Below are 20,371 nucleotides of genomic sequence, written 5' to 3'. Positions count from 1 at the left end.
GCTAGCGTTCGGCTGCCGCGAGCTGTCCGCAGGCGCCGTCGATCTCCTGGCCTCGGGTGTCGCGGACGGTCACCGGCACGCCGTGGGCGGCGACGGCCTCGACGAAGGCCTTCTCGTCCTCGGGGCGCGAGGCCGTCCACTTCGAGCCCGGCGTGGGGTTCAGCGGGATCAGGTTGACGTGCACCGGCTTGCCCTTGAGCAGGCGGCCGAGGCGGTCACCGCGCCACGCGTGGTCGTTGATGTCGCGGATCAGGGCGTACTCGATGGAGAGCCTGCGCCCGGACTTCGCGGCGTACTCCCAGCCCGCGTCCAGGACCTCGCGGACCTTCCAGCGCGTGTTGACCGGGACGAGGGTGTCGCGCAGCTCGTCGTCGGGCGCGTGCAGGGAGATCGCGAGACGGCACTTGAAGCCCTCGTCGGCGAACCGGTGGATGGCGGGCACCAGGCCGACCGTCGAGACGGTGATGCCGCGCTGGGACAGGCCCACGCCGTCCGGCTCGGGGTCGGTGAGGCGGCGGATCGCGCCCACCACCCTGTTGTAGTTGGCCAGCGGCTCGCCCATGCCCATGAAGACGATGTTGCTGAGGCGCGCCGGGCCGCCCGGGATCTCGCCGTCGCGCAGGGCCCGCATGCCGTCCACGATCTGGTGCACGATCTCGGCGGTGGACAGGTTCCGGTCGAGACCGGCCTGGCCCGTGGCGCAGAACGGGCAGTTCATGCCACAGCCCGCCTGGGAGCTGATGCACATCGTCACCCGGTCGGGGTACCGCATGAGCACGGACTCCACGAGCGTGCCGTCGAAGAGGCGCCACAGCGTCTTGCGCGTGGTGTCGTCGTCGCAGCTGATGTGCCGGACGACGCTCATCAGCTCGGGAAGCAGCGCCTCCTGGAGCTTGCCGCGCGCACCGGCCGGGATGTCCGTCCACTGCTCGGGGTCGTGGGCGTACCGCGCGAAGTAGTGCTGCGAGAGCTGCTTGGCGCGGAACGGCTTCTCGCCGATGGTGGCGACGGCCTCCTTGCGCTCGGCGGGCGTGAGGTCGGCGAGATGCCGCGGCGGCTTCTTGGCTCCGCGCGGCGCGACAAAGGTGAGTTCTCCGGGCTTGGGCATGATGGCTCCATTGTCCCAGAGATACGACAAGGGGCCCGCCGCCTGTGGACAACGGGCCCCTCACCTACGAAACAGCAGGTCAGCCAAGTGCTACCGCTGGATCACCCGAGCGCTCCCGCCCCGGGTGACAAGGTCACCCCGACCCCACGAACACCACAAGCAGCAACCACACCACCGGCGCCGTAGGCAACAGCGAGTCAAGCCGGTCCATGATGCCGCCGTGGCCCGGCAGCAGCGTGCCCATGTCCTTGATGCCGAGGTCCCGCTTGATCATGGACTCGCCGAGGTCGCCGAGCGTCGCGCTGGCGGCCACCGCGAGGCCGAGCAGCAGGCCCTGCCACCACAGGCCGTCGTCGATCATGAAGTGCATGCACAGCGCGCCCGCCGCCATGGCGAAGGCCACCGCGCCGAGCAGGCCCTCCCGGGTCTTTCCGGGGCTGATGCGCGGCGCCAGCTTGTGCCTGCCGAACCGCCAGCCGACCGCGTACGCCCCGGTATCGCTGACCACGGTCAGGATCAGGAAGGTGAGCACCCGCTCCGGGCCGTCGCCCGCGGTGAGCATCAGCGCCACGAAGGTGGCGAGGAACGGGACGTAGAAGGCCGCGAAGACACCCGCCGTGACGTCCTTGAGGTAACCCTCGGGCGGCTCCGTCATGCGCCACACGAGGACCGCGAGCGCGGTGAGCGCCATCGCCACCCAGGCGCCCTCGACGCCGCGCAGGTACCCGGCGACGACCATCGCCGCGCCGCCCACCGCGAGCGGCGCAAGCGGCGCCTTGATGGCCTTGCGCTCCTGCAGACGGGAGGTGAGCTCCCACAGGCCGACGACGACGGCGACCGCTATGACGCCGATGAAGACGGCCTTCTTGAAGAACAGCGACGCGAGGATGACGGCGCCGAGGCCCACGCCGACCCCTATGGCCGCACCGAGGTCGCGCCCCGCGCTCTTCCTCTGCGGTGCTGGGGCGGGCTGTGGTGCGCCGGTCATGGGCTCCTGCGGCTTCTGCGCGGGGTTCGAAGAGTGCGCGGCGTGCGCGGCCTCGTCACGGAACAGGGGGCCGCTCGACTGAGCAGCCCCCCGGTCGTCGTCCTGGTGTCCGCCGCTCGCGGCTACGTCGGGAACGATGGGCATGGGCTGAGTCTCTGACGGATTCAGCGCGTGCGCATCGTGTGCGGGACCCACCGGGGCAGCACCCTGGACCGGTCCCTGGTCGGGCGCCCCCCAGTACCCGGCTCTGGACGGCGCCCCCCAGGAAGTGTCGTTCACGGAATCGGATTCCTCAGACCTAGATCAGACGTCGCTCGACTCGGCAGACCCGACGGGTCAGACCTCGAGCAGCTCGGATTCCTTGTGCTTGAGCAGCTCGTCGACCTGGGCGACGTACTTGGAGGTGAGGTCGTCGAGCTCCTTCTCGGCGCGGCGGCCCTCGTCCTCTCCGATGTCACCGTCCTTGATGGCCTTGTCGAGGGTGTCCTTGGCCTTGCGGCGCACGGAGCGGATGGACACCTTCGAGTCCTCGGCCTTGCTCTTGGCGACCTTGATGTAGTCGCGGCGGCGCTCCTCGGTGAGCTCGGGGAACGTCACCCGGATGATGTTGCCGTCGTTGCTCGGGTTGACGCCGAGGTCCGAGTCGCGGATCGCCTGCTCGATGTTGCGCAGCGCGGTCTTGTCGAACGGCGTCACCACCGCCATGCGCGGCTCGGGCACCGAGAACGAGGCGAGCTGGTTGATCGGCGTCAGCGCGCCGTAGTAGTCGGCCACGATCTTGTTGAACATCGCCGGGTGCGCACGGCCCGTGCGGATCGCGGCGAAGTCCTCCTTGGCGACCACGACGGCCTTCTCCATCTTCTCCTCGGCCTCGAGGAGGGTCTCTTCGATCACCACTTGCTCCTGCGTGTCTTGAGTGGGCCCGGCTTCCATGGATCGGCCGGCTGCGTCGCGTCTCTTTCCTGCACGGTGTCCGACCGGCAGGGCTTTGTCCATCCCTCCGAGGCGCCCCGGAACCCCGTGGAGCCCCCAGGGAGCCCGGTGCGTCCCCTGCGGGACGGACGTCGTCGGCTCAGGCCCGGGAATCCTGGTCGCCGACGAGCGTGCCGATCTTCTCACCCTTGACGGCCCGCGCGATATTGCCCTCCGCGAGCAGCTCGAAGACCAGGATGGGCAGCTTGTTGTCCCGGCACAGCGTGACGGCGGTGGCGTCGGCGACCTTCAGGTCACGGGTGATGACCTCGCCGTAGCCGAGGGAGTCGAACTTCACCGCGTCCGGGTTCTTCTTGGGATCGGAGTCGTAGACCCCGTCGACGCCGTTCTTGCCCATGAGCAGGGCCTCGGCGTCGATCTCCAGAGCGCGCTGGGCGGCGGTGGTGTCGGTGGAGAAGTACGGCATGCCCATGCCGGCGCCGAAGATCACGACGCGGCCCTTCTCCAGGTGGCGCACGGCGCGCAGCGGGATGTACGGCTCCGCGACCTGGCCCATGGTGATGGCGGTCTGCACGCGGCAGTCGATGCCTTCCTTCTCCAGGAAGTCCTGCAGGGCGAGGCAGTTCATGACCGTGCCGAGCATGCCCATGTAGTCGGAGCGGGCCCGGTCCATGCCGCGCTGCTGGAGCTCGGCGCCGCGGAAGAAGTTGCCGCCGCCGATGACGATGGCGATCTCCGCGCCGTCACGCACGACGGCTGCGATCTCCCGGGCGATTTTGTGCACCACGTCGGGGTCGACGCCGAGGCCGCCGCCCCCGGCGAACGCCTCACCGGAGAGCTTCAGCAGGAAGCGCCCGGCCACTTTGCCGTCGTCAGTCTTGGTGTCGGCCTTGGTCATGGAGTTCTCCTTGTGGTGCACATACGAAGAGGCCATTGCCGGTGGGGTGGTGTTCATCCCATGCTCGGCAATGGCCTCCTCGTCAGATCTTGCGGTCGTCCGTCGCGTGCGAGGCGCACCGTCGCTCTCGGTACGGCCCTCGCGTACGACGTCACGGCCGTCGCGTGCGCCAGTGCGCACGCGGTCGACCGCGGTAGACCCTAGCGGGGTCTACCGGCGATCGTGGTGAGGACTCAGATGCCGACCTTGATGCGCGAGAAGCGCTTCAGGGTGACACCGGCCTCCTGCAGGACCTTCTCGACGGACTTCTTGTTGTCGAGGGCGTACGGCTGGCCCAGGAGAGTGGCGTCCTTGAAGAAGCCGTTGACGCGACCCTCGACGATCTTCGGGAGCGCGGCCTCCGGCTTGCCCTCGGCGCGGGTGGTCTCCTCGGCGACGCGGCGCTCGGACTCGACGACCTCGGCCGGAACGTCCTCACGGGTGAGGTACTTCGGCGCGAAGGCGGCGATGTGCTGCGCGACGCCCTTGGCGGTCGCGGCGTCGGCCTTGTCGAACTCGACGAGGACACCGATCTGCGGCGGCAGGTCGGGCATCGTGCGGTGCATGTAGGCGTACACGAAGCCGTCGTTGTACTGCGCGAAGCGGTCCAGGACGATCTTCTCGCCGAGCTGGGCGTTGGCCTCGTCGACGAACGCCTGGACGGTCTTGCCGGCCTCGATCTCGGACGCGAGCAGCGCCTCGATGTCGGCGGGGGACGTCTTGGCGACGTGCTCGGCGATCTGGTTGGCGACGGCCTGGAACTTCTCGCCCTTGGCGACGAAGTCCGTCTCGCACTTCAGCTCGACGATGACACCGGAGGTGTTGTCGTCGGCGATCACGGAGACGACGGCACCGTTCTCGGCAGAGCGGCCCTCGCGCTTGGCGACGCCCTTCTGGCCCTTGATGCGCAGCGCCTCGACGGCCTTGTCGACGTTGCCGTCGGCCTCGTCGAGCGCCTTCTTGCAGTCCATCATGCCGACGCCGGTGAGCTCACGGAGCTTCTTGACGTCAGCGGCGGTGTAGTTCGCCATGATTCTCTGAAGTCTTTCTCGAAGTCGAAGATCTACGGGTGAACGGCGGGGGCCGCGCTCGTGGCGCGGGCCCCCGCCGTCAGCATCCGATGCTGAGGTCAGGCCTGCTCGGCGGCGTCCGCAGCCGGGGCCTCGGCGGCCTCGGGGGCCTCCTCAGCCTTGGGGGCCTCGGCGTCGGCCTTGGGGGCCTCGGCGTCGGCGGCCTTCTCGTCGGCCTTCTTCTCGCCCTCGAGCAGGTCGCGCTCCCACTCGGCGAGCGGCTCGCCCGCGGCCTTCTCGCCCGGCTTCGAGTCACCGGTGGCAACGCCGGAGCGGGCGATGAGGCCCTCGGCGACAGCGTCGGCGATCACGCGGGTGAGCAGGGTGACGGAGCGGATCGCGTCGTCGTTGCCCGGGATCTTGTAGTCGACCTCGTCGGGGTCGCAGTTGGTGTCGAGGATCGCGACGACCGGGATGTTCAGCTTCCGGGCCTCGCCAACCGCGATGTGCTCCTTCTTGGTGTCCACGATCCAGACGGCGCTGGGCACCTTCTGCATCTCGCGGATACCGCCGAGGGTCTTCTCCAGCTTGGCCTTCTCGCGGGAGAGGACCAGCAGCTCCTTCTTGGTGAGGCCGGAGGCGGCCACGTCCTCGAAGTCGATGGCCTCAAGCTCCTTGAGGCGCTGCAGGCGCTTGTAGACGGTCGAGAAGTTGGTGAGCATGCCGCCCAGCCAGCGCTGGTTGACGTAGGGCATGCCGACGCGCGTCGCCTGCTCGGCGATGGCCTCCTGCGCCTGCTTCTTCGTACCCACGAACATGACCGTGCCGCCGTGGGCGACGGTCTCCTTGACGAACTCGTAGGCGCGGTCGATGTACGACAGCGACTGGAGCAGGTCGATGATGTAGATGCCGTTGCGCTCCGTGAAGATGAAGCGCTTCATCTTCGGGTTCCAACGACGGGTCTGGTGACCGAAGTGGACGCCGCTTTCCAGCAGCTCCCGCATCGTGACGACGGCCATGGCCGTACTCCTTGGTGTTCTCGGTTGTGTCCTGACGCCCTGCCGCGCGCCGTGCCACGCACTCGCGTGCGGGACCGAAAGGCGCTGACACCGGCGGCTGCGAGAGCCCGGTGCCGGGGCGTGCGAAGTCGACCCGGTGACCCGGATCGCCACATGAAGTGTACGGGACCCGCGAGGTGCCGGGTGACGCCGCTGTCCACAACCGGCTGGTAGTCCACAGTTCCCGGCCAAGATCCCTGCGGGTCGGGGCGGCACGGGACCGTTCTCGCATGTCACGTCTACGACGCATCCTGATCTTGTCCGTGCTCGCGCTGCTAGCGCTGCTCGCGGCGCTGCCGCCTCCGGGCGCCCTGGCGGCCGCCGACCCGGTGCCCGCGGTGGGCGGCTCCTGGCCGGTGGGCGCGCGCCCCTGGATCGTCCGGGGCTGGGAGCCCCCGGCGACGGCGTACGGCCCCGGCCACCGGGGCGTGGACCTGGCCGCGCCCCCGGGCTCCCCCGTGCGGGCGGCCGCGCCGGGGCGGGTCTCGTACGCGGGCCGGGTGGCGGGCCGGGGCGTGGTCACGGTGGAGCTCACGGGCACCGGTGATCCACCGCTGCGCACGACGTACGAACCGGTACGGGCGTCCGTGCAGAAGGGCGCCGAGGTCGGCGCGGGCACCGTCCTGGGCACGCTGGAGGCGTCGGCCCGCTTCCACTGCCCCGCGGCATGCCTCCACTGGGGCCTGCGCCGGGCGAAGGCGTATCTGAACCCCTTGGGCCTGCTCCCGCCGTGGCTGCTGCGCGGGGGCCCGTCACGGCTGCTGCCCCTGACGGGCGCCGGTACGCCGCCACCGGCGCCGGTGTGGCCGTTCTGGCCGTGGGCCGCCGCCCTCAGCGACAGCGGCCTTCGGAGCCCGGGGCTCAGCCCCGCACGCCCCGCAGGGCCATGGCCACAGCCGCCTCCGTGATGGCCTCGGGCTCCTCGGCCACGCCGAGCTCGATGCGGCGCACCGCCGCGTCCACGATGCCCTGCAGCAGCATGGCCGCGAGCCGGGGCTCCTGGTGCCCGAGGGCGTCGAGCGCCTCCACGATCATGGCCACGAGGCCGCCGTGCGCGGCCCGGATCTTCTCCCGCGCCCCGGCGTCCAGCTCGCTCGCGGAGATCGCGACCACGGCCCGGTGCCGCCGGTCCCCGACCAGCGCGAGCTGCTGGCGCACATAGGCCTCGATCTGCCCCTCGGGCGTCTCGGCCCGCTCCATCGCCGCCGAGACCTCCGCCGCCCAGACGGGGAAGTCGACCTCGCAGAGCTCTTCGACGACGGCCGCGCGCGAACGGAAGTACTCGTAGACGGACGACCGCGCGAGCCCCGTGCGCTCGGCGAGCGCGGGGAACGTCAGCGCTTCCGTCCCGCCCTCGGACAGCAGGGAGCGCGCGGCGTCCAGCAGGGCGCCTCGCTGCATCGACCGGTGCTCGGCCACAGAGGCCGCTCGAATCCTTGGCACGCCCCCACTTTACGGACGCGCCCCGCGCCAGGGGAGGCCGCCAGGCAGGCACTCTTCCTGGCCGCGAGGGCGCGGCGAGGCACCACCACGGCGCGAACGGAGCGTGGAAGCGGTGCACGGCACGGCCCAGGAAGGGACGATTCAGCTCACTCAGCGACCGAAACTGGCCAGCTTCGCCCGCAACTGGAGCACCGACTTGGTGTGGATCTGACTGACCCGGCTCTCGGTCACCCCGAGCACATTGCCGATCTCAGCCAGTGTGAGGCCCTCGTAGTAGTACAGCGTGACGACGGTCTTCTCGCGCTCCGGCAGCGTGTTGATCGCGCGGGCGAGCAGTCGCCGCAGCTCGCGGTCCTCGGCGACCTCGACCGGGTTGTCGGCGGCGGTGTCCTCCAGCGTGTCCATCAGGCTGAGGCGGTCGCCGCCCTCGCCGCCGACGTGCAGCAGCTCCTCCAGGGCGACGACGTTGGCGAGCGACAACTGGCTGAACACCGCGTGCAGTTCCTCCACCGGGATGCCCATCTCGGCGGCGACCTCGCCCTCCGAGGGCGTGCGCCTGAGCCGTGCCTCCAGGGTCGCGTAGGCCCGCTCCACGTTGCGCGCCTTCTGGCGCACCGACCGGGGGATCCAGTCGAGCGCCCGCAGCTCGTCGATCATGGCCCCGCGGATGCGGGTGATCGCGTACGTCTCGAACTTGATCGACCGCTCGATGTCGAACTTCTCGATCGCGTCGATGAGCCCGAAGACGCCGGAGGAGACGAAGTCGGCCTGCTCCACATTGGACGGGAGGCCCACGCTGACGCGGCCCGCGACGTACTTCACCAGGGGCGAGTAGTGCAGGATCAGCTGCTCGCGCAGCCGCCCGTCGCCCGTCGACTTGTACGACCGCCACAGCTCGTCCAGCGACGAGGGCGCGGGGGGCCGCCGCTCCTGCTCGCCGCTACGGGCGGCTGGGGGAATGGCCGCCCGGTCGGACCCGGAGGTGTGCTGGGGCATGCGTCGCCTTGAGCCGTTCTGCCGTGAACCTGAGAGGTTGCCGGAACTGGTGCGGTGGTGGGTTTGCGTGAAGTGAATGAGGTTGTCCGTCTGATTGCCTGTCTGCACCGGATTCGTTGTGAGCGTAGCGTGACTGAAGTGTCGCGGTGAGCGAAGAGTATGGGATCGCGCGTACGCAGATACGTTCCGCTTTACGTCCGAGCGATCTGCAGCCGTCGCTCTGCGTAATGGATCTAAGGCGCCAACTGCACCGATTCCCAAGGTCGTCAGGCGGACGCCGCGTTGTCATCCATCCGGCGGAACACGCACAGTCACGCATCACCCCCCTCCGGAAAGACCGACAGAAACGCCTGGCGTGTCAACTGCCAGCCGTCGCCCTGCCGTTCGACGAACCCCAGCGAGCGAAGTTCGTACAACCTGGCGACCGCGTCGTCCGCACTGGTGCCCGCACCCCGCGCCACGTCGGGGACCGTCGCCGCGCCCCGGGCGGGCAGCGCCGCGAGGACCCGGGCGGCGCCGGGGGCGAGCAGGTCGCGCGGCACCACGGGGCCGCGCCGCCGCGGCGCCAGCTCGCCCATGTCCCCCACCAGCTCGGCGACTTCGGCGGCGTCGGTGACCAGGACCGCTTCCCCGCGCAGCAGTTCGTGCACCCCCGCCGACAGACCGCTGGTGGCGGGCCCCGGGACGCCCATCGTGAACCGGCCGAGGTCGCGCGCGGCCCGTGCCGTGACCAGCGCGCCACTGCGATAGGCGGCCTCCACGACGACCGTGCCCCGGGTGAGGGCCGCGATCACCCTGTTCCGCAGGACGAATCTGCTCGGTGTCGGGTGGTCGCCGGGCGGCAACTCCCCGACGACGAGGCCCTGTTCGGCGATCCGGCCGAGCAACTGGGCGTGGCCGCGAGGGTAGGGCCGGTCAACTCCGCACGCGAGCACCGCCACAGTGGCGCCGCCCGCGCCCAGGGCGCCCCGGTGGGCGGCACCGTCCACGCCGTACGCGCCGCCGGACACCACCACCCAACCGCGCTCGGCGAGGCCCGCGCCGAGGCTCGCCGCCATGTGCGCTCCGTACTCCGTACAGGCCCGCGCTCCCACCAGGGCCACCGAGCGCAGCGCCCAGATCCGCAGCGAGGGCCGCCCCCGCACCCAGAGCCCCACGGGCCGCGCGTCCCCCAGGTCGTCGAGCTGCGCGGGCCACTCCGCGTCATCGGGCGTCACGAACCGCGCTCCGGCCGCGGCCGCGGCCTCCAGGTCCCGCGCCGCCCGCACCCGCCGGGCGCGCGCCCGCAGCCCCTCCCAGCGCCGGTCGCTCACCCCCGGCAGCATCGCCTCGCCCTCCGCGAGGCGGCGCAGCACCGCCACGGCTCCCCATTCCCGCAGCCACCACCCGCCCACGGCATCGCCCGGCTCCAGCACCCGCGTGAGGGCGACCCGGGCGAGCCGCACCTCGTCCGGCGCGGAGGCCGAGGGCGGCCCCGGCTCCGGGGGCGGGCCGTCCTCCCGGCCCCTGCCCCGCTCCGCGCTCACGTCCGCGCCTCCACCACCATGGGCACCCCGCGCGGCACTCCCGTGCGCAGTTGCAGCGCCAGGCCCACGTCGCCCTCGTCGGGGCGGTCGTGGCCCGCGAGGTCCGCGACGGTCCAGGCGACCCGCAGGACCCGGTCCAGGCCGCGCGCCGTCAGCACGCCGCGCTCCAGGCAGTGCTCCGCCTCCGCCATCGCACCCGGCAGCGCGTGCCAGCGGGTGCGCAGCGCATGGCCGGGCACGTCGCTGTTCGTGCGCCAGGGCGTGCCCTCGAAGCGGGCGGCGGCCCGCTCACGGGCCGCACGCACCCGCTCGGCCACCACGCGTGTGGTCTCGCCCCGCACTCCCTGTGCCGTCAGCTCGGAGCGCGTCACGGGCTCCACGCCGACCCGCAGGTCGATCCGGTCGAGGAGCGGCCCGGAGAGCCGGGCCTGATAGCGGCGGACGCTGCTGGGCGCGCAGTCGCAGGCGTCACCGGTCAGGCTGAACCGGCCGCACGGGCACGGGTTGGCCGCGAGCAGCATGAGGAACCTGGACGGCAGCCGCACCACCCCGGCGCTCCGGGCGATCACCACGTGCCCGGACTCCAGCGGCTGCCGCAGGGCGTCGAGCGCGTGGGTGCTGAACTCCGGGGCCTCGTCCAGGAACAGCACGCCACGGTGCGCCAGCGACACCGCGCCCGGGCGGGCGATGCCTCGGCCGCCGCCCACGAGCGACTGCATGGTCGAGGAGTGGTGCGGCGCGCAGAACGGCGGGATGTCCACGAGGGGCTTGCCCGGCGGCAGCATGCCCGCGACCGAGTGGACCGCCGTCACCTCCAGGGACTCCGTCCTGGTCAGCCGGGGCATGATCGACGGCAGCCGCTCGGCGAGCATCGTCTTGCCCGCGCCCGGTGGCCCGTGGAGGAACACGTGGTGCCCGCCCGCGGCCGCCACCTCCATCGCCGTGCGCGCCGACAACTGGCCCACCACGTCCGCCAGATCGTGCGCGTGGTCGTGGTCCTGCGCGCCGAGACCGCTCACGTCCACGCCGAGTCCGGCGCCCGGCAGGCTGAGGCCGGCCATCAGGGGATCCGGTCGCCCCGAGTCGTCGGGGGCCTCGTCCGGCACGGGCTCGTCGGTGAGCACCGCGATCAGCTGGCGCAGGCTGCGCACGCCGAGGACGGAGACACCGGGCACGAGCGTGGCCTCCGCCGCCGTGCACTCGGGGACGACCACCTGTTCGTACCCCGCGTCGGCGGCCGCGAGGACGGCGGGCAGCACGCCGCGCACCGGTCGCACGCGGCCGTCGAGCCCCAGTTCGCCGATCATCACGATGTCGGCGAGGACCCGGGGGTCGATCCGCTCCGACGCACCGAGGACCGCGCAGGCCACCGCCAGGTCGAAGCCGCTGCCGCCCTTGGGCACGGAGGCGGGGCTCAGGCCGACCGTGAGCTTTTTCTGGGGCCACTCCCCGCCCGAGTTCACGACGGCGGCCCTGACCCGGTCGCGGCTCTCCGTGAGGCTCTTGTCCGGGAGGCCCACCAGCGTGAACGCCGCGACGCCGGGCTCCAGATCGGCCTGCACCTCGACGACGACGCCCTCCACCCCGACGAGGGCCACCGAGCACGTACGCGCGAATCCCATCAGGCCACCCCCCGCGCGTGCTCCACCACGGGCGCGCCACGCTCGGGCAGCAGGACACCGACCACGTCGAGCCGCACACCGCCGGGTGGGGCTCCGCCGTGCTCCTGGACCCAGCGCTCGGCGAGCCCTCGAAGGCGCTCGGCCTTGGCGGGCGTGACCGCCGCCATCGGATGCTCGAAGGACGCCGCCCTGCGGGTCTTCACCTCGCAGACGACCAGCACGTCGCCGTCACGGGCGACGATGTCGATCTCCCCTGTCCTGCCTCCGCGCCAGTTGCGCTCCAGGACCGTCATACCGGCTTCGGCGAGCAGTCGGGCTGCCAGTCGTTCGCCGTACTCGCCGAGTGCACCTCGTGCGTTCATGTCGGCACCACCTCCGACATCAACGGTCGCGAGGCGGGCCGCACGTTGTGGATCTTGGTGCGCTACCGACGGGTTGTGGACAACTTCGTCACCCACACGTGGCACGTCAGCACGGTCAGCACGCCGCCTGGCCCATCAGTGCAGCGGCACGGCGCCTCAGCCGCCCGGCAGCTCCAGATCGCTCTTGTTGAGCTCCTCAATATTCACGTCCTTGAACGTGAGTACGCGCACCTGCTTGACGAACCGGGCCGGTCTGTACATGTCCCACACCCAGGCGTCCGCCATGGAGACCTCGAAGAACACCTCACCCTGGACCGAGTGCACCTGCATCTCGTAGTCGTTCGTGAGGTAGAAGCGCCGCTCGGTCTCGATCACGTATTTGAACAGACCGACGACATCTCGGTACTCCCGGTAGAGCTTCAGCTCCATCTCGGTCTCGTACTTCTCGAGGTCCTCGGCGCTCATGGCATGTTCCCCTTCAGCCGTGCGTCCCCCTATTGTGCGCCAGCCCCGGAGGCCCCTACACGATTTCCGTGTCCAGGGTCTCGGGCCGTTGCGGAGGACCCTCGTCGAGCAGCTTGCGCAGCAACTCGGCGAGCCTGGTCGGATACACCGTCTCATGCGCCCGGGCCAGTTCCGGGCACGTCCACCAACGTGCTCCGGCGACGCTGCGCCGCTCGAGGTCGGTCAGGCCCGTCGCCCGGGTCGCCGTCTGCGACGTACGTCCCAGGTAGTACCACTCGTCCTGGTCCCAGCGCCGTCCGGCGAAGGGGAAGGAGCACACGCGCCGCCACAGCACCGGGCCCAGCTCGACGTCCGTGATGCCGGTCTCCTCGGCCAGCTCCCGCAGCGCGGCCTGCTCACGCGTCTCGTCGCCCTCCAGGCCGCCGCCCGGCGTGAACCACCAGTCGTCCGTCGGGTCGCCCGGCTCGTGGCCGTGCAGCAACAGGATCCGGTCCCGGTCGTCGAGCAGCACGACGCGCGCGACCCGCCGCAGCGGCCGCCCGGCCACGGCGTCCCCGGTCATCGCCTCTCCGTCCACCGCGTCCCCGGTCATCGCGTCCCCGGCCGACACCGGCCGCTCCTCAGGAGACACCGGCCGCCTCCGTGACCCCGCCGCGGCCCCGGCCGCGCCGCCGCACGAGTCCGGCGACCGGCCCGTACGCGGCGCCGCCGAGCACCAGCACGGCACCGGCCACGACCGCGCCCACGAGGAGCCGCAGCGGGCCGGGCTCGGAGGTGCCGCCCGGCAGGGCGTCGAAGCCGGAGGGGCGGTCCAGCATGCCCTCCAGCGGCCAGGCGACGGCGTCGACGCGGCCCTTCACGGCACTGCGGGGCACGGAGCCGTTGCCCGCCTCCTCCAGGTGCGCGGTGGAGTCCAGGGAGCCGTTGCGCTCGTCACCGAGCAGGAAGAGGCGCCCCTCGGGGACGGTGATGGACGGTATGCCGCTGTCCATGCCCTTGGAGAGATACGGTTCTGCGATCTGCTTGCCGTTGACGGTCAGCTTGCCGTTCGTGCAGCAGGCGACCTTGTCGCCGCCGACGCCGACGACCCGCTTGACCATGGGCATGTTGCCCCAGGACTTCTGCCGGAAGACGACGACGTCACCGCGGCGCACGTCGTCCCCGTCGATCCGCTGGGCGAGCACCCGGTCGCCCGCGCCGATGGTCGGCGTCATGGAGCCGGTGGGCACGGTGTACGGCTGGTAGAGGACGGCGCCCCAGACGAATCCGCCGAGGAAGAGGACACAGCCGAGGGCCACGGCGACTCCCGACAGCACGCTGCCGAGCCGTCCGTGGCCCTCGTCCGTACGACGTGTCCTGCTGCTCATCCCAGTGCTCCCCCGGCTCGGAGACGATCCCGTCGGCGCGGCCGCCGGAGGCGACCGGCGTACGGGGCCGACGGGCGCGCTACGGGGACCGGACCACGGAAGATCGGCGATCTGGGAGGGCAGACTACCCGGCGGTACCCCCGCCAGAAACCCTGGTGCCGCCCGGGATCAGGCGGCGCGGGCCACGCGGCGGCGGCGCCACAGCACGAGCGGCACGGCGCCCGCGAGGCCGAGGGCGGCGGGTGCCGCGCTCATCGCCTGGCTGAGGCCGGGCTGGTCGAAGGTGTCCGGGACCGGCAGGGTGCCCCAGCGGGTGGGAGGCCAGGCGATCACGAAAGCGCGGCCCACGACGTTGTCCACGGGGACGGAGCCGCCGCCGGGCTGGTTCTGGTGGTAGCGGGAGTCCAGCGAGTTCTGCCGGTGGTCACCCATGACCCAGATTTTGCCCTTGGGCACGGTGATCTTGAACTGGCCGCCCTGGTCGTCATCCGTGCAGGGGGTGTTGCCCGGGTAGACGTACGGCTCGTTCAGCGCCTTGCCGTTGACCTTCAGCGGGCCGGTGCCCTTGCACTCCACGGTGTCGCCGCCGACGCCGACGACGCGCTTGATGAGGTCCTTCTCGTCGGCGGACGGCATCAGGCCGATCCAGCCGAGGACCCGCTGCACGGCGTTCGGGTCGGGCGTGGGCTCGCCGTCCAGCCAGTGGCCGGGGTCCTTGAAGACGACGACCTCGCCGCGCTCGGGCTCGGAGCCGAACCACGGCGTCAGCTTGTCGACCAGGACCCGGTCGCCCTGCTGGAGCGTGTTCTGCATCGAGTCCGAGGGGATCGAGAAGGCCTGCACCAGGAAGGTCTTGATGATCAGGGCCAGGACGAGCGCGATGCCGATGAGGAGCGGCAGCTCCTTCCAGAAGGACTTGTGCTTCTTGCCCTTCGCCGGCTCGGGCGGCTTCGGCGGCTCGCTGCCGGTCCCACCGGGCTGCTGGTCCTGCGTCCCGGGCGCGGCACCGGGCGCCTGCCCCGGCGCCCCGGGCTCGCCCGGTGCTCCGGCGTTGCCCGGAGCCGGGGTGTCAGGGGCGGCGTTCACGCCGCCCTCCGGTGGCGCGGGCGCGGGCTCCCCGGAGTGCCTCGGCCGCTCCTCGGGCCCATCGTGTCCGGATCGTGCGCCGACCGCCACATCCCCCACATCCACTCCTCAGTCCGTGCCGCTGCCTGCCCCGTACGCGACGCAGGCCCACCACTCCCATAACGAGCGGGAGTTCCGCAGGGGTCGGGAGCCCGGTCATTCCATCGCGATCGCCGGGGGCCACCCTATGCGACGCACCTGTGGCCGTGTCCGACCCGTCGGGCGCGTCGGGCACCGACGCGTACGCATCCGGTTCCTCCAGTTTGCGCCAGTGTCCGAGCGGCCAGGCGATGACGAGCGCACGGCCGACGACCTCGTCCTCGGAGACGGTGCCGCTGAACTTCTCGTTGCGGTGGAAGCGGGAGTCGGCGGAGTCCGCGCGGTGGTCCCCCATGACGAACAGGCGCCCCTCGGGCACCTTCACTTCGAAGGCGAAGTCGGACGGCTTGTTGCCCGGGTGCACATACGGCTCGTTCAGCGGTTCGCCGTTGACGGTGACCTTGTCGTTCTTGTCACAGCACTTCACGGTGTCGCCGCCGATGCCCACGACCCGCTTGATCAGGTCGCGTTCGTCGTCGGACGGGAGGAGGCCGATGAAGGTCAGGCCCTGTTTGATCTGCTTGACCACCACGGGGTCGTCCTTCTTCTTGGCCCGCTCCTCCTCCAGCCAGTTGCCGGGGTCCTTGAAGACGACGACGTCGCCGCGCTCGGGCTTGTTGCCGAACCAGGGGGTGAGCTTGTCCACCAGGACGCGGTCCCCGATGCGGATCGTCTGCTCCATGGAGCCCGAGGGGATCACGAAGGCCTGCACCAGGAAGGTCTTCAGGACCAGCGCTATGAGCAGGGCCACGCCTATGAGGAGAGGTATCTCCTTGATCGCGGAGCGGCGCCTGCGGCGCTTGACCTTCTTGGCGAGTTTGCGCCGCTCGGCGCGGCCGGGCAGTACGGGGCCGCTCGTCGGGCGCGTGCCGGTGGGCAGCCCGGTGTCGGCACCCTCGGGCGCCTTCGCCCGGCCGCGGCTACCCATGGGTGCCGCCGGGCGCCGGCACGCGCGCGTAGACGTCGGGGCGCTTCAGCGAGGTCCAGCGGCCGAGCGGCCAGGCGATCCAGTCGGCCCTGCCGATGACGTCGTCCACGGGGATCATGCCGCCGCCCGGGGACCCCAGGTGGTCGCGCGAGTCACTGGAGTCGCTGCGGTGGTCGCCGAGGACGAAGATCCTGCCGTCGGGCACGACGACGTCGAAGGGCACCTTGGAGGGCTTGTCCCCCGGGAAGAGATAGGGCTCGTCGACCGGCTGGCCGTTCACCTTGATCCTCCCCCGCTTGTCGCAGCAGACCACCCGGTCGCCGCCGACGCCCGCGACGCGCTTCACGTAGTCGGCGTCTCCGAAGTAGCCGCTGCCGTCGAAGACGACCGCGTCACCGCGCTGCGGCCCGGATCCGAAACGGTACGCCAACTTGTTGACGAGTATCCGGTCGCCGACCCGGAACGTGGGCTCCATGGATCCGCTCGGGATCTCGTAGGGCTGCACCACGAAGGTGGTGACGAGCAGCAGGACGACCACGCTGAACAGCGCGCCCAGGGTGAGGCGACCGCCGGGCAGCCAGGCCACGAAGGACGCGAAAACGGAGCGCGACCGCTCCTCCGTACCCTCCGTGTCCGGCTCGCCCGCGCTCGCGGGGGTGGACTCGGGGGGTGGGGAGGAGCGGTCGCGCTCCGCGTGCTGTGCTTCGGTGTCCATCGGGGCCAGATGTTATCCGGCCCCGCTGTGGACCCGCGCCAGAGCTCAGCTCTCGCGCTTCTCCTTGATCTTCGCGGCCTTGCCGCGCAGGTCGCGCAGGTAGTACAGCTTGGCGCGACGCACGTCACCGCGGGTGACGAGCTCGATCTTCTCGACGATCGGGGTGTGCACCGGGAAGGTGCGCTCGACGCCGACGGAGAACGAGACCTTGCGGACCGTGAAGGTCTCGCGGACACCGGCGCCCTGGCGACGGATGACTACGCCCTTGAACTGCTGCACACGGGAGCGGTTGCCCTCGATGACGCGGACGTGGACGTTGACGGTGTCACCCGGACGGAAGGCCGGGATGTCGCTGCGCAGCGACGCGGCGTCGACGGAGTCGAGCAGGTGAGACATGATCGTCTGCTTCCTCGCTGATGCCACAGGTCATCAGCGGTATGTCGTGATGAGATTCGGGGTACTTCCGTACGCGCGGGCGCTTCCGGGGAAACGCGCGGCACGGAGGCCGCTGGACGCGTCGGGCGGGCGTCGTGTCCCCCTGTGGCAGGGGCGCACGCTGGACGCACAGCAGCTGCCTATTCTTCCACGTCATCCGCCTTGCGCCAAAATCGGGCGCCGGGCTCGGGCTCCCAGCCCAGTATGGAGAGCATTTCGCGGTCCTTCTTGTCGAAGGCCGACGCCTCGCAGCGCTCGATCAGGTCGGGCCGGTTGGCGGTGGTGCGGCGCAGCGCCTCGTCCCTGCGCCAGCGCGCGATCTTGCCGTGGTGGCCGCTGAGCAGGACGTCCGGGATGGAGCGGCCGCGCCACTCGGGCGGCTTGGTGTAGACGGGGCCCTCCAGGAGGTTGGCCATGGCGCCGGGGGCGAAGGAGTCGTCGCGGTGGGACTCGGCGTTGCCGAGCACGCCCGGCAGGAGCCGGGCCACGGCCTCGGTGACGACCAGGACGGCGGCCTCGCCGCCCGCGAGGACGTAGTCGCCGATGGAGACCTCGTAGACGGGCATCCGAGTCGCGTACTCGTCGATGACGCGGCGGTCGATGCCCTCGTAGCGCGCGGGCGTGAAGACCAGCCAGGGGCGCTCGGACAGCTCGACGGCGAGCTCCTGGGTGAAGGGGCGCCCGCTGGGCGTCGGGACGACCAGGGCGGGCGCCGAGCGGCCCGCCTCGTAGCCGTCGGCGAGGACCTGGTCCAGGGCGTCGCCCCAGGGCTCGGTCTTCATGACCATGCCGGGGCCGCCGCCGTAGGGGGTGTCGTCGACCGTGTTGTGCCGGTCGTACGTCCACTCCCTGAGGTCGTGCACGTGCACGTCGAGGCTGCCGCGCGCGCGGGCCTTGCCGACGAGCGAGACGTTCAGCGGTTCCAGGTACTCGGGGAAGATCGTGACGACGTCGAGCCGCATCAGGCGTCGCCCTCGCTCCGGGCGTCCCGCACCGCTGCGGAGCCGTCCTCGGGGGCGCTCTCGGCGTCCCTGCCGGAGGCGATCTCGGCGCGGTCGTCGATGAGCCCGGGCGGCGGGTCGATGACGGCCCGCTGCTCCTCCAGGTCGATCTCGGTGACGATGCTCTCGACGAAGGGGATCATCACCTCGCTGCCGTCCGGCCGCTCGACGATGAAGAGGTCCTGCGAGGGCAGGTGGGAGATCTCCGTGATCCGGCCGACCTCGGTGCCGTCCTTGGTGACGACGTCGAGGTCCATCAGCTGGTGGTCGTAGAACTCGTCCTCGTCCTCGGGCAGCTCCTCCGGGTCGACCTCGGCGATGAGCAGGGTGTTGCGCAGGGCCTCCGCGCCGGTGCGGTCGCCGACGCCCGCGAAGCGCAGCAGGAGGCGGCCGCTGTGCACCCGGCCGGTCTCGATGGTCAGCGGTCCCCGGGCGGCGGGGTCGGTGGCGAGCACGGCGCCGGGGCCGAGCCGCAGCTCCGGCTCGTCGGTGCGCACCTCGACGGTGACCTCGCCCTTGATGCCGTGGGCGCGGCCGATCCGCGCGACTACGAGCTGCACTGGTGTCTCTCCTGTCCCTACCTGCGACTGGGGCCTGGGCCCGAAACTGGTTCGGGCCGGGGACGGCCCTGAGGCCCTCCCCGGCCCGAGCCGGTGCTGCGTACGGTTCAGTGAACCTGGTCCACGTCGACGAGGTCGACGCGGACACCACGGCCGCCGATGGCACCCACGACGGTGCGCAGAGCGCGTGCGGTGCGGCCGTTGCGGCCGATCACCTTGCCCAGGTCGTCCGGGTGGACCCGGACTTCGAGGACGCGCCCCCGGCGCAGGTTGCGCGAGGCCACCTGCACGTCGTCGGGGTTGTCGACGATGCCTTTCACGAGGTGCTCGAGAGCCTCCTCGAGCATGCTCAGGCCTCGGTCGACTCGGTGGACTCGGCCTTGGCCTCGTCCGCCTTCTTGTCGGCCTTCTTGGCCTTCTGGGTGATGGCCTCACCCTTGGGCTCATCCTCGGCGCTGACGGCCTCGAAGGACGGGCGCGCGGACTTGACCTCGGGCTGCAGCAGCGGCGCCGGGGCCGGCAGGCCCTTGTGCTTCTGCCAGTCACCGGTGAGCTTCAGGATCGCGAGGACCGGCTCGGTCGGCTGGGCGCCGACGGACAGCCAGTACTGCGCGCGCTCCGAGTTGACCTCGATGCGCGAGGGGTTCTGCACCGGGTGGTACAGACCGATCTCCTCGATGGCCCGGCCGTCACGGCGGGTACGGGAGTCGGCGACGACGATGCGGTAGTGAGGCGAACGGATCTTGCCCAGACGCTTCAGCTTGATCTTGACTGCCACGGGAGTGGGTTCTCCTGGATTGACGTGGGTGGGCACAACGAGATGCCGCGTGGGGTTGCGGTACCCGAGTGGCCCGATGGACGCGTCAGCCGGAGGAGAGAGGGGTCCTGTGCGACTGTCGAGTACAGCTAGCCATTGTGCCACACCCCGGCGTGGGTGCCCTCAGCCGACCGTGCCCCCACCGGCACGGGAGGGGCGCCCCCCGTTCACCAACAGCACCCCTCGCCCGCACGCGAGGGACACCCCAGGGCGCAGCGTCGCCCTGGGGAAAGGATCACCCCCCTGCACAGGGGGTCACCCCGCGCCCACGCCCACCACTTCCGGGATGCGGAAGGGCTTGCCGCAGCCGCCGCACATGATGGGGGCCTGGGCGAGCACCGAAGGGACGACGCGGACGTTGCGCCCGCAGTCGCAGACGGCCTTCACGCGGACGCCGCCTCCCGAGGAGCCGTGCCGGGCGGCCGGGCCGCGGAAGGTGCGTGAGGTGTCCGCCGCGGTCGCGACCGTGTGCGCCTTGAGGGCGCGCTGGAGCCGGTCCATCGTCGGGCGGTAGCGCTTCTTGGCCTCGGGGTTGAGCGTGACCAGGGAGAAGCCGCTGCTCGGATGCGGCTCCTCGGGATGGTCCAGGCCCAGCTCCTCGGCGATCGCGAGGAATCTGCGGTTGTGATAGCGGCCCGCGCGTGAAGTGTCGCGCACACCGCGGGCTGCGGCGATGCCGTGGACTGCTTCATGCAGCAGTCGCTCGAAGGAGAGCTCGGCGCCACAGGCGGACGACGACTCTCCGATCAGGGATTCGGGCGCGGCTAGGTCCGGCAGCTCAGGGTGGTGCCGCTGAATATCGGCCCACGCCTGTGCCAGCTCTGCGGCGAGAACAGGTGGTGTCGTGCTCACGTCGTGACAACGAGCCGAGGTGCC

At 71.2% G+C, this 20,371-nt stretch carries 24 protein-coding genes; 1 reads left to right on the top strand and 23 read right to left on the bottom strand.

Annotated elements, in window-relative coordinates:
• Nucleotide 1: 1 nt before the first annotated feature.
• The 6 genes from rlmN to rpsB all read right to left on the bottom strand — a co-directional run bounded on the left by rlmN (nucleotide 2) and on the right by rpsB (nucleotide 5,995).
• Complete coding sequence (gene rlmN / locus CP982_RS29985) at nucleotides 2-1,108, bottom strand: dual-specificity RNA methyltransferase RlmN (RefSeq protein WP_150513318.1); 1,107 nt, start codon at nucleotides 1,106-1,108, stop codon at nucleotides 2-4.
• Between the two features lie 133 nt (nucleotides 1,109-1,241).
• Entirely contained in the window at nucleotides 1,242-2,375 is a 1,134-nt protein-coding gene (locus tag CP982_RS29980; RefSeq protein ID WP_150513317.1) for a phosphatidate cytidylyltransferase, read from the bottom strand.
• A gap of 57 nt (nucleotides 2,376-2,432) precedes the next feature.
• Nucleotides 2,433-2,990, bottom strand: coding sequence for a ribosome recycling factor (frr, locus tag CP982_RS29975; protein WP_150513316.1), 558 nt, complete (start codon nucleotides 2,988-2,990; stop codon nucleotides 2,433-2,435).
• Nucleotides 2,991-3,168: 178 nt separating this feature from the next.
• On the bottom strand, nucleotides 3,169-3,963 hold the full coding sequence (gene pyrH, locus CP982_RS29970) for a UMP kinase (RefSeq protein ID WP_372503436.1): 795 nt from the start codon (nucleotides 3,961-3,963) through the stop codon (nucleotides 3,169-3,171).
• A 197-nt stretch (nucleotides 3,964-4,160) separates the two neighbouring features.
• Nucleotides 4,161-4,997 carry a translation elongation factor Ts gene (tsf, locus tag CP982_RS29965; RefSeq protein ID WP_150513314.1) on the bottom strand — a complete coding sequence of 279 codons (837 nt, stop codon included), beginning with the start codon at nucleotides 4,995-4,997 and terminating at the stop codon, nucleotides 4,161-4,163.
• Between the two features lie 98 nt (nucleotides 4,998-5,095).
• Nucleotides 5,096-5,995, bottom strand: a complete 900-nt coding sequence (rpsB, locus tag CP982_RS29960) for a 30S ribosomal protein S2 (protein ID WP_150513313.1) — start codon at nucleotides 5,993-5,995, stop codon at nucleotides 5,096-5,098.
• A 269-nt stretch (nucleotides 5,996-6,264) separates the two neighbouring features.
• On the opposite strand from rpsB, the gene CP982_RS29955 reads away from it, so the two are divergent.
• On the top strand, nucleotides 6,265-6,942 hold the full coding sequence (locus tag CP982_RS29955; protein WP_150513312.1) for a murein hydrolase activator EnvC family protein: 678 nt from the start codon (nucleotides 6,265-6,267) through the stop codon (nucleotides 6,940-6,942).
• On the opposite strand, the gene CP982_RS29950 is transcribed toward CP982_RS29955, so the two are convergent.
• From CP982_RS29950 to CP982_RS29870, 17 genes are all read right to left on the bottom strand, one after another.
• Nucleotides 6,896-7,453 (bottom strand): TetR/AcrR family transcriptional regulator, encoded by a 558-nt coding sequence (locus CP982_RS29950; protein WP_150515771.1) that lies wholly within the window; start codon nucleotides 7,451-7,453, stop codon nucleotides 6,896-6,898. The genes CP982_RS29955 and CP982_RS29950 overlap by 47 nt on opposite strands.
• A gap of 174 nt (nucleotides 7,454-7,627) precedes the next feature.
• Nucleotides 7,628-8,473 carry an RNA polymerase sigma factor WhiG gene (gene whiG / locus CP982_RS29945; protein WP_150513311.1) on the bottom strand — a complete coding sequence of 282 codons (846 nt, stop codon included), beginning with the start codon at nucleotides 8,471-8,473 and terminating at the stop codon, nucleotides 7,628-7,630.
• Nucleotides 8,474-8,784: 311 nt separating this feature from the next.
• Complete coding sequence (dprA, locus tag CP982_RS29940) at nucleotides 8,785-9,918, bottom strand: DNA-processing protein DprA (RefSeq protein ID WP_229878548.1); 1,134 nt, start codon at nucleotides 9,916-9,918, stop codon at nucleotides 8,785-8,787.
• Between the two features lie 77 nt (nucleotides 9,919-9,995).
• Complete coding sequence (locus CP982_RS29935; protein ID WP_150513309.1) at nucleotides 9,996-11,621, bottom strand: YifB family Mg chelatase-like AAA ATPase; 1,626 nt, start codon at nucleotides 11,619-11,621, stop codon at nucleotides 9,996-9,998.
• Nucleotides 11,621-11,983: a YraN family protein gene (locus tag CP982_RS29930; protein ID WP_144321191.1), complete on the bottom strand. Its 363-nt coding sequence runs from the start codon at nucleotides 11,981-11,983 to the stop codon at nucleotides 11,621-11,623. Before CP982_RS29930 ends, CP982_RS29935 begins: the two co-directional genes overlap by 1 nt.
• Nucleotides 11,984-12,139: 156 nt before the next feature.
• Entirely contained in the window at nucleotides 12,140-12,448 is a 309-nt protein-coding gene (locus CP982_RS29925) for a DUF2469 domain-containing protein (RefSeq protein ID WP_003965949.1), read from the bottom strand.
• Nucleotides 12,449-12,503: 55 nt separating this feature from the next.
• On the bottom strand, nucleotides 12,504-13,010 hold the full coding sequence (locus tag CP982_RS29920) for an NUDIX hydrolase (RefSeq protein WP_184925234.1): 507 nt from the start codon (nucleotides 13,008-13,010) through the stop codon (nucleotides 12,504-12,506).
• Nucleotides 13,011-13,068: 58 nt separating this feature from the next.
• Nucleotides 13,069-13,815 (bottom strand): signal peptidase I, encoded by a 747-nt coding sequence (gene lepB, locus CP982_RS29915; RefSeq protein ID WP_150513308.1) that lies wholly within the window; start codon nucleotides 13,813-13,815, stop codon nucleotides 13,069-13,071.
• A 168-nt stretch (nucleotides 13,816-13,983) separates the two neighbouring features.
• Nucleotides 13,984-15,000 (bottom strand): signal peptidase I, encoded by a 1,017-nt coding sequence (lepB, locus tag CP982_RS29910; RefSeq protein ID WP_150513307.1) that lies wholly within the window; start codon nucleotides 14,998-15,000, stop codon nucleotides 13,984-13,986.
• Nucleotides 14,885-15,967, bottom strand: coding sequence for a signal peptidase I (gene lepB / locus CP982_RS29905; RefSeq protein ID WP_150513306.1), 1,083 nt, complete (start codon nucleotides 15,965-15,967; stop codon nucleotides 14,885-14,887). Before lepB (CP982_RS29905) ends, lepB (CP982_RS29910) begins: the two co-directional genes overlap by 116 nt.
• Nucleotides 15,960-16,682, bottom strand: coding sequence for a signal peptidase I (gene lepB / locus CP982_RS29900; RefSeq protein WP_150513305.1), 723 nt, complete (start codon nucleotides 16,680-16,682; stop codon nucleotides 15,960-15,962). Before lepB (CP982_RS29900) ends, lepB (CP982_RS29905) begins: the two co-directional genes overlap by 8 nt.
• Before the next feature lie 45 nt (nucleotides 16,683-16,727).
• Nucleotides 16,728-17,078 carry a 50S ribosomal protein L19 gene (gene rplS / locus CP982_RS29895; RefSeq protein WP_150513304.1) on the bottom strand — a complete coding sequence of 117 codons (351 nt, stop codon included), beginning with the start codon at nucleotides 17,076-17,078 and terminating at the stop codon, nucleotides 16,728-16,730.
• Nucleotides 17,079-17,257: 179 nt separating this feature from the next.
• Entirely contained in the window at nucleotides 17,258-18,079 is an 822-nt protein-coding gene (gene trmD, locus CP982_RS29890; RefSeq protein ID WP_150513303.1) for a tRNA (guanosine(37)-N1)-methyltransferase TrmD, read from the bottom strand.
• Nucleotides 18,079-18,678: a ribosome maturation factor RimM gene (gene rimM, locus CP982_RS29885; protein WP_150513302.1), complete on the bottom strand. Its 600-nt coding sequence runs from the start codon at nucleotides 18,676-18,678 to the stop codon at nucleotides 18,079-18,081. Before rimM ends, trmD begins: the two co-directional genes overlap by 1 nt.
• 107 nt (nucleotides 18,679-18,785) lie before the next feature.
• Nucleotides 18,786-19,025 carry an RNA-binding protein gene (locus CP982_RS29880; protein WP_030361979.1) on the bottom strand — a complete coding sequence of 80 codons (240 nt, stop codon included), beginning with the start codon at nucleotides 19,023-19,025 and terminating at the stop codon, nucleotides 18,786-18,788.
• Between the two features lie 2 nt (nucleotides 19,026-19,027).
• On the bottom strand, nucleotides 19,028-19,456 hold the full coding sequence (gene rpsP, locus CP982_RS29875) for a 30S ribosomal protein S16 (RefSeq protein ID WP_150513301.1): 429 nt from the start codon (nucleotides 19,454-19,456) through the stop codon (nucleotides 19,028-19,030).
• Nucleotides 19,457-19,750: 294 nt separating this feature from the next.
• The gene (locus tag CP982_RS29870) at nucleotides 19,751-20,347 is read right to left on the bottom strand and encodes a hypothetical protein (RefSeq protein ID WP_030675946.1); all 597 of its coding nucleotides are present in this window, start codon (nucleotides 20,345-20,347) and stop codon (nucleotides 19,751-19,753) included.
• Between the last annotated feature and the right edge of the window lie 24 nt (nucleotides 20,348-20,371).

The organism is Streptomyces spectabilis (assembly GCF_008704795.1).
Taxonomy (GTDB): Bacteria; Actinomycetota; Actinomycetes; order Streptomycetales; family Streptomycetaceae; genus Streptomyces; species Streptomyces spectabilis.
This window is presented reverse-complemented; position numbering and strand designations above follow the sequence as displayed.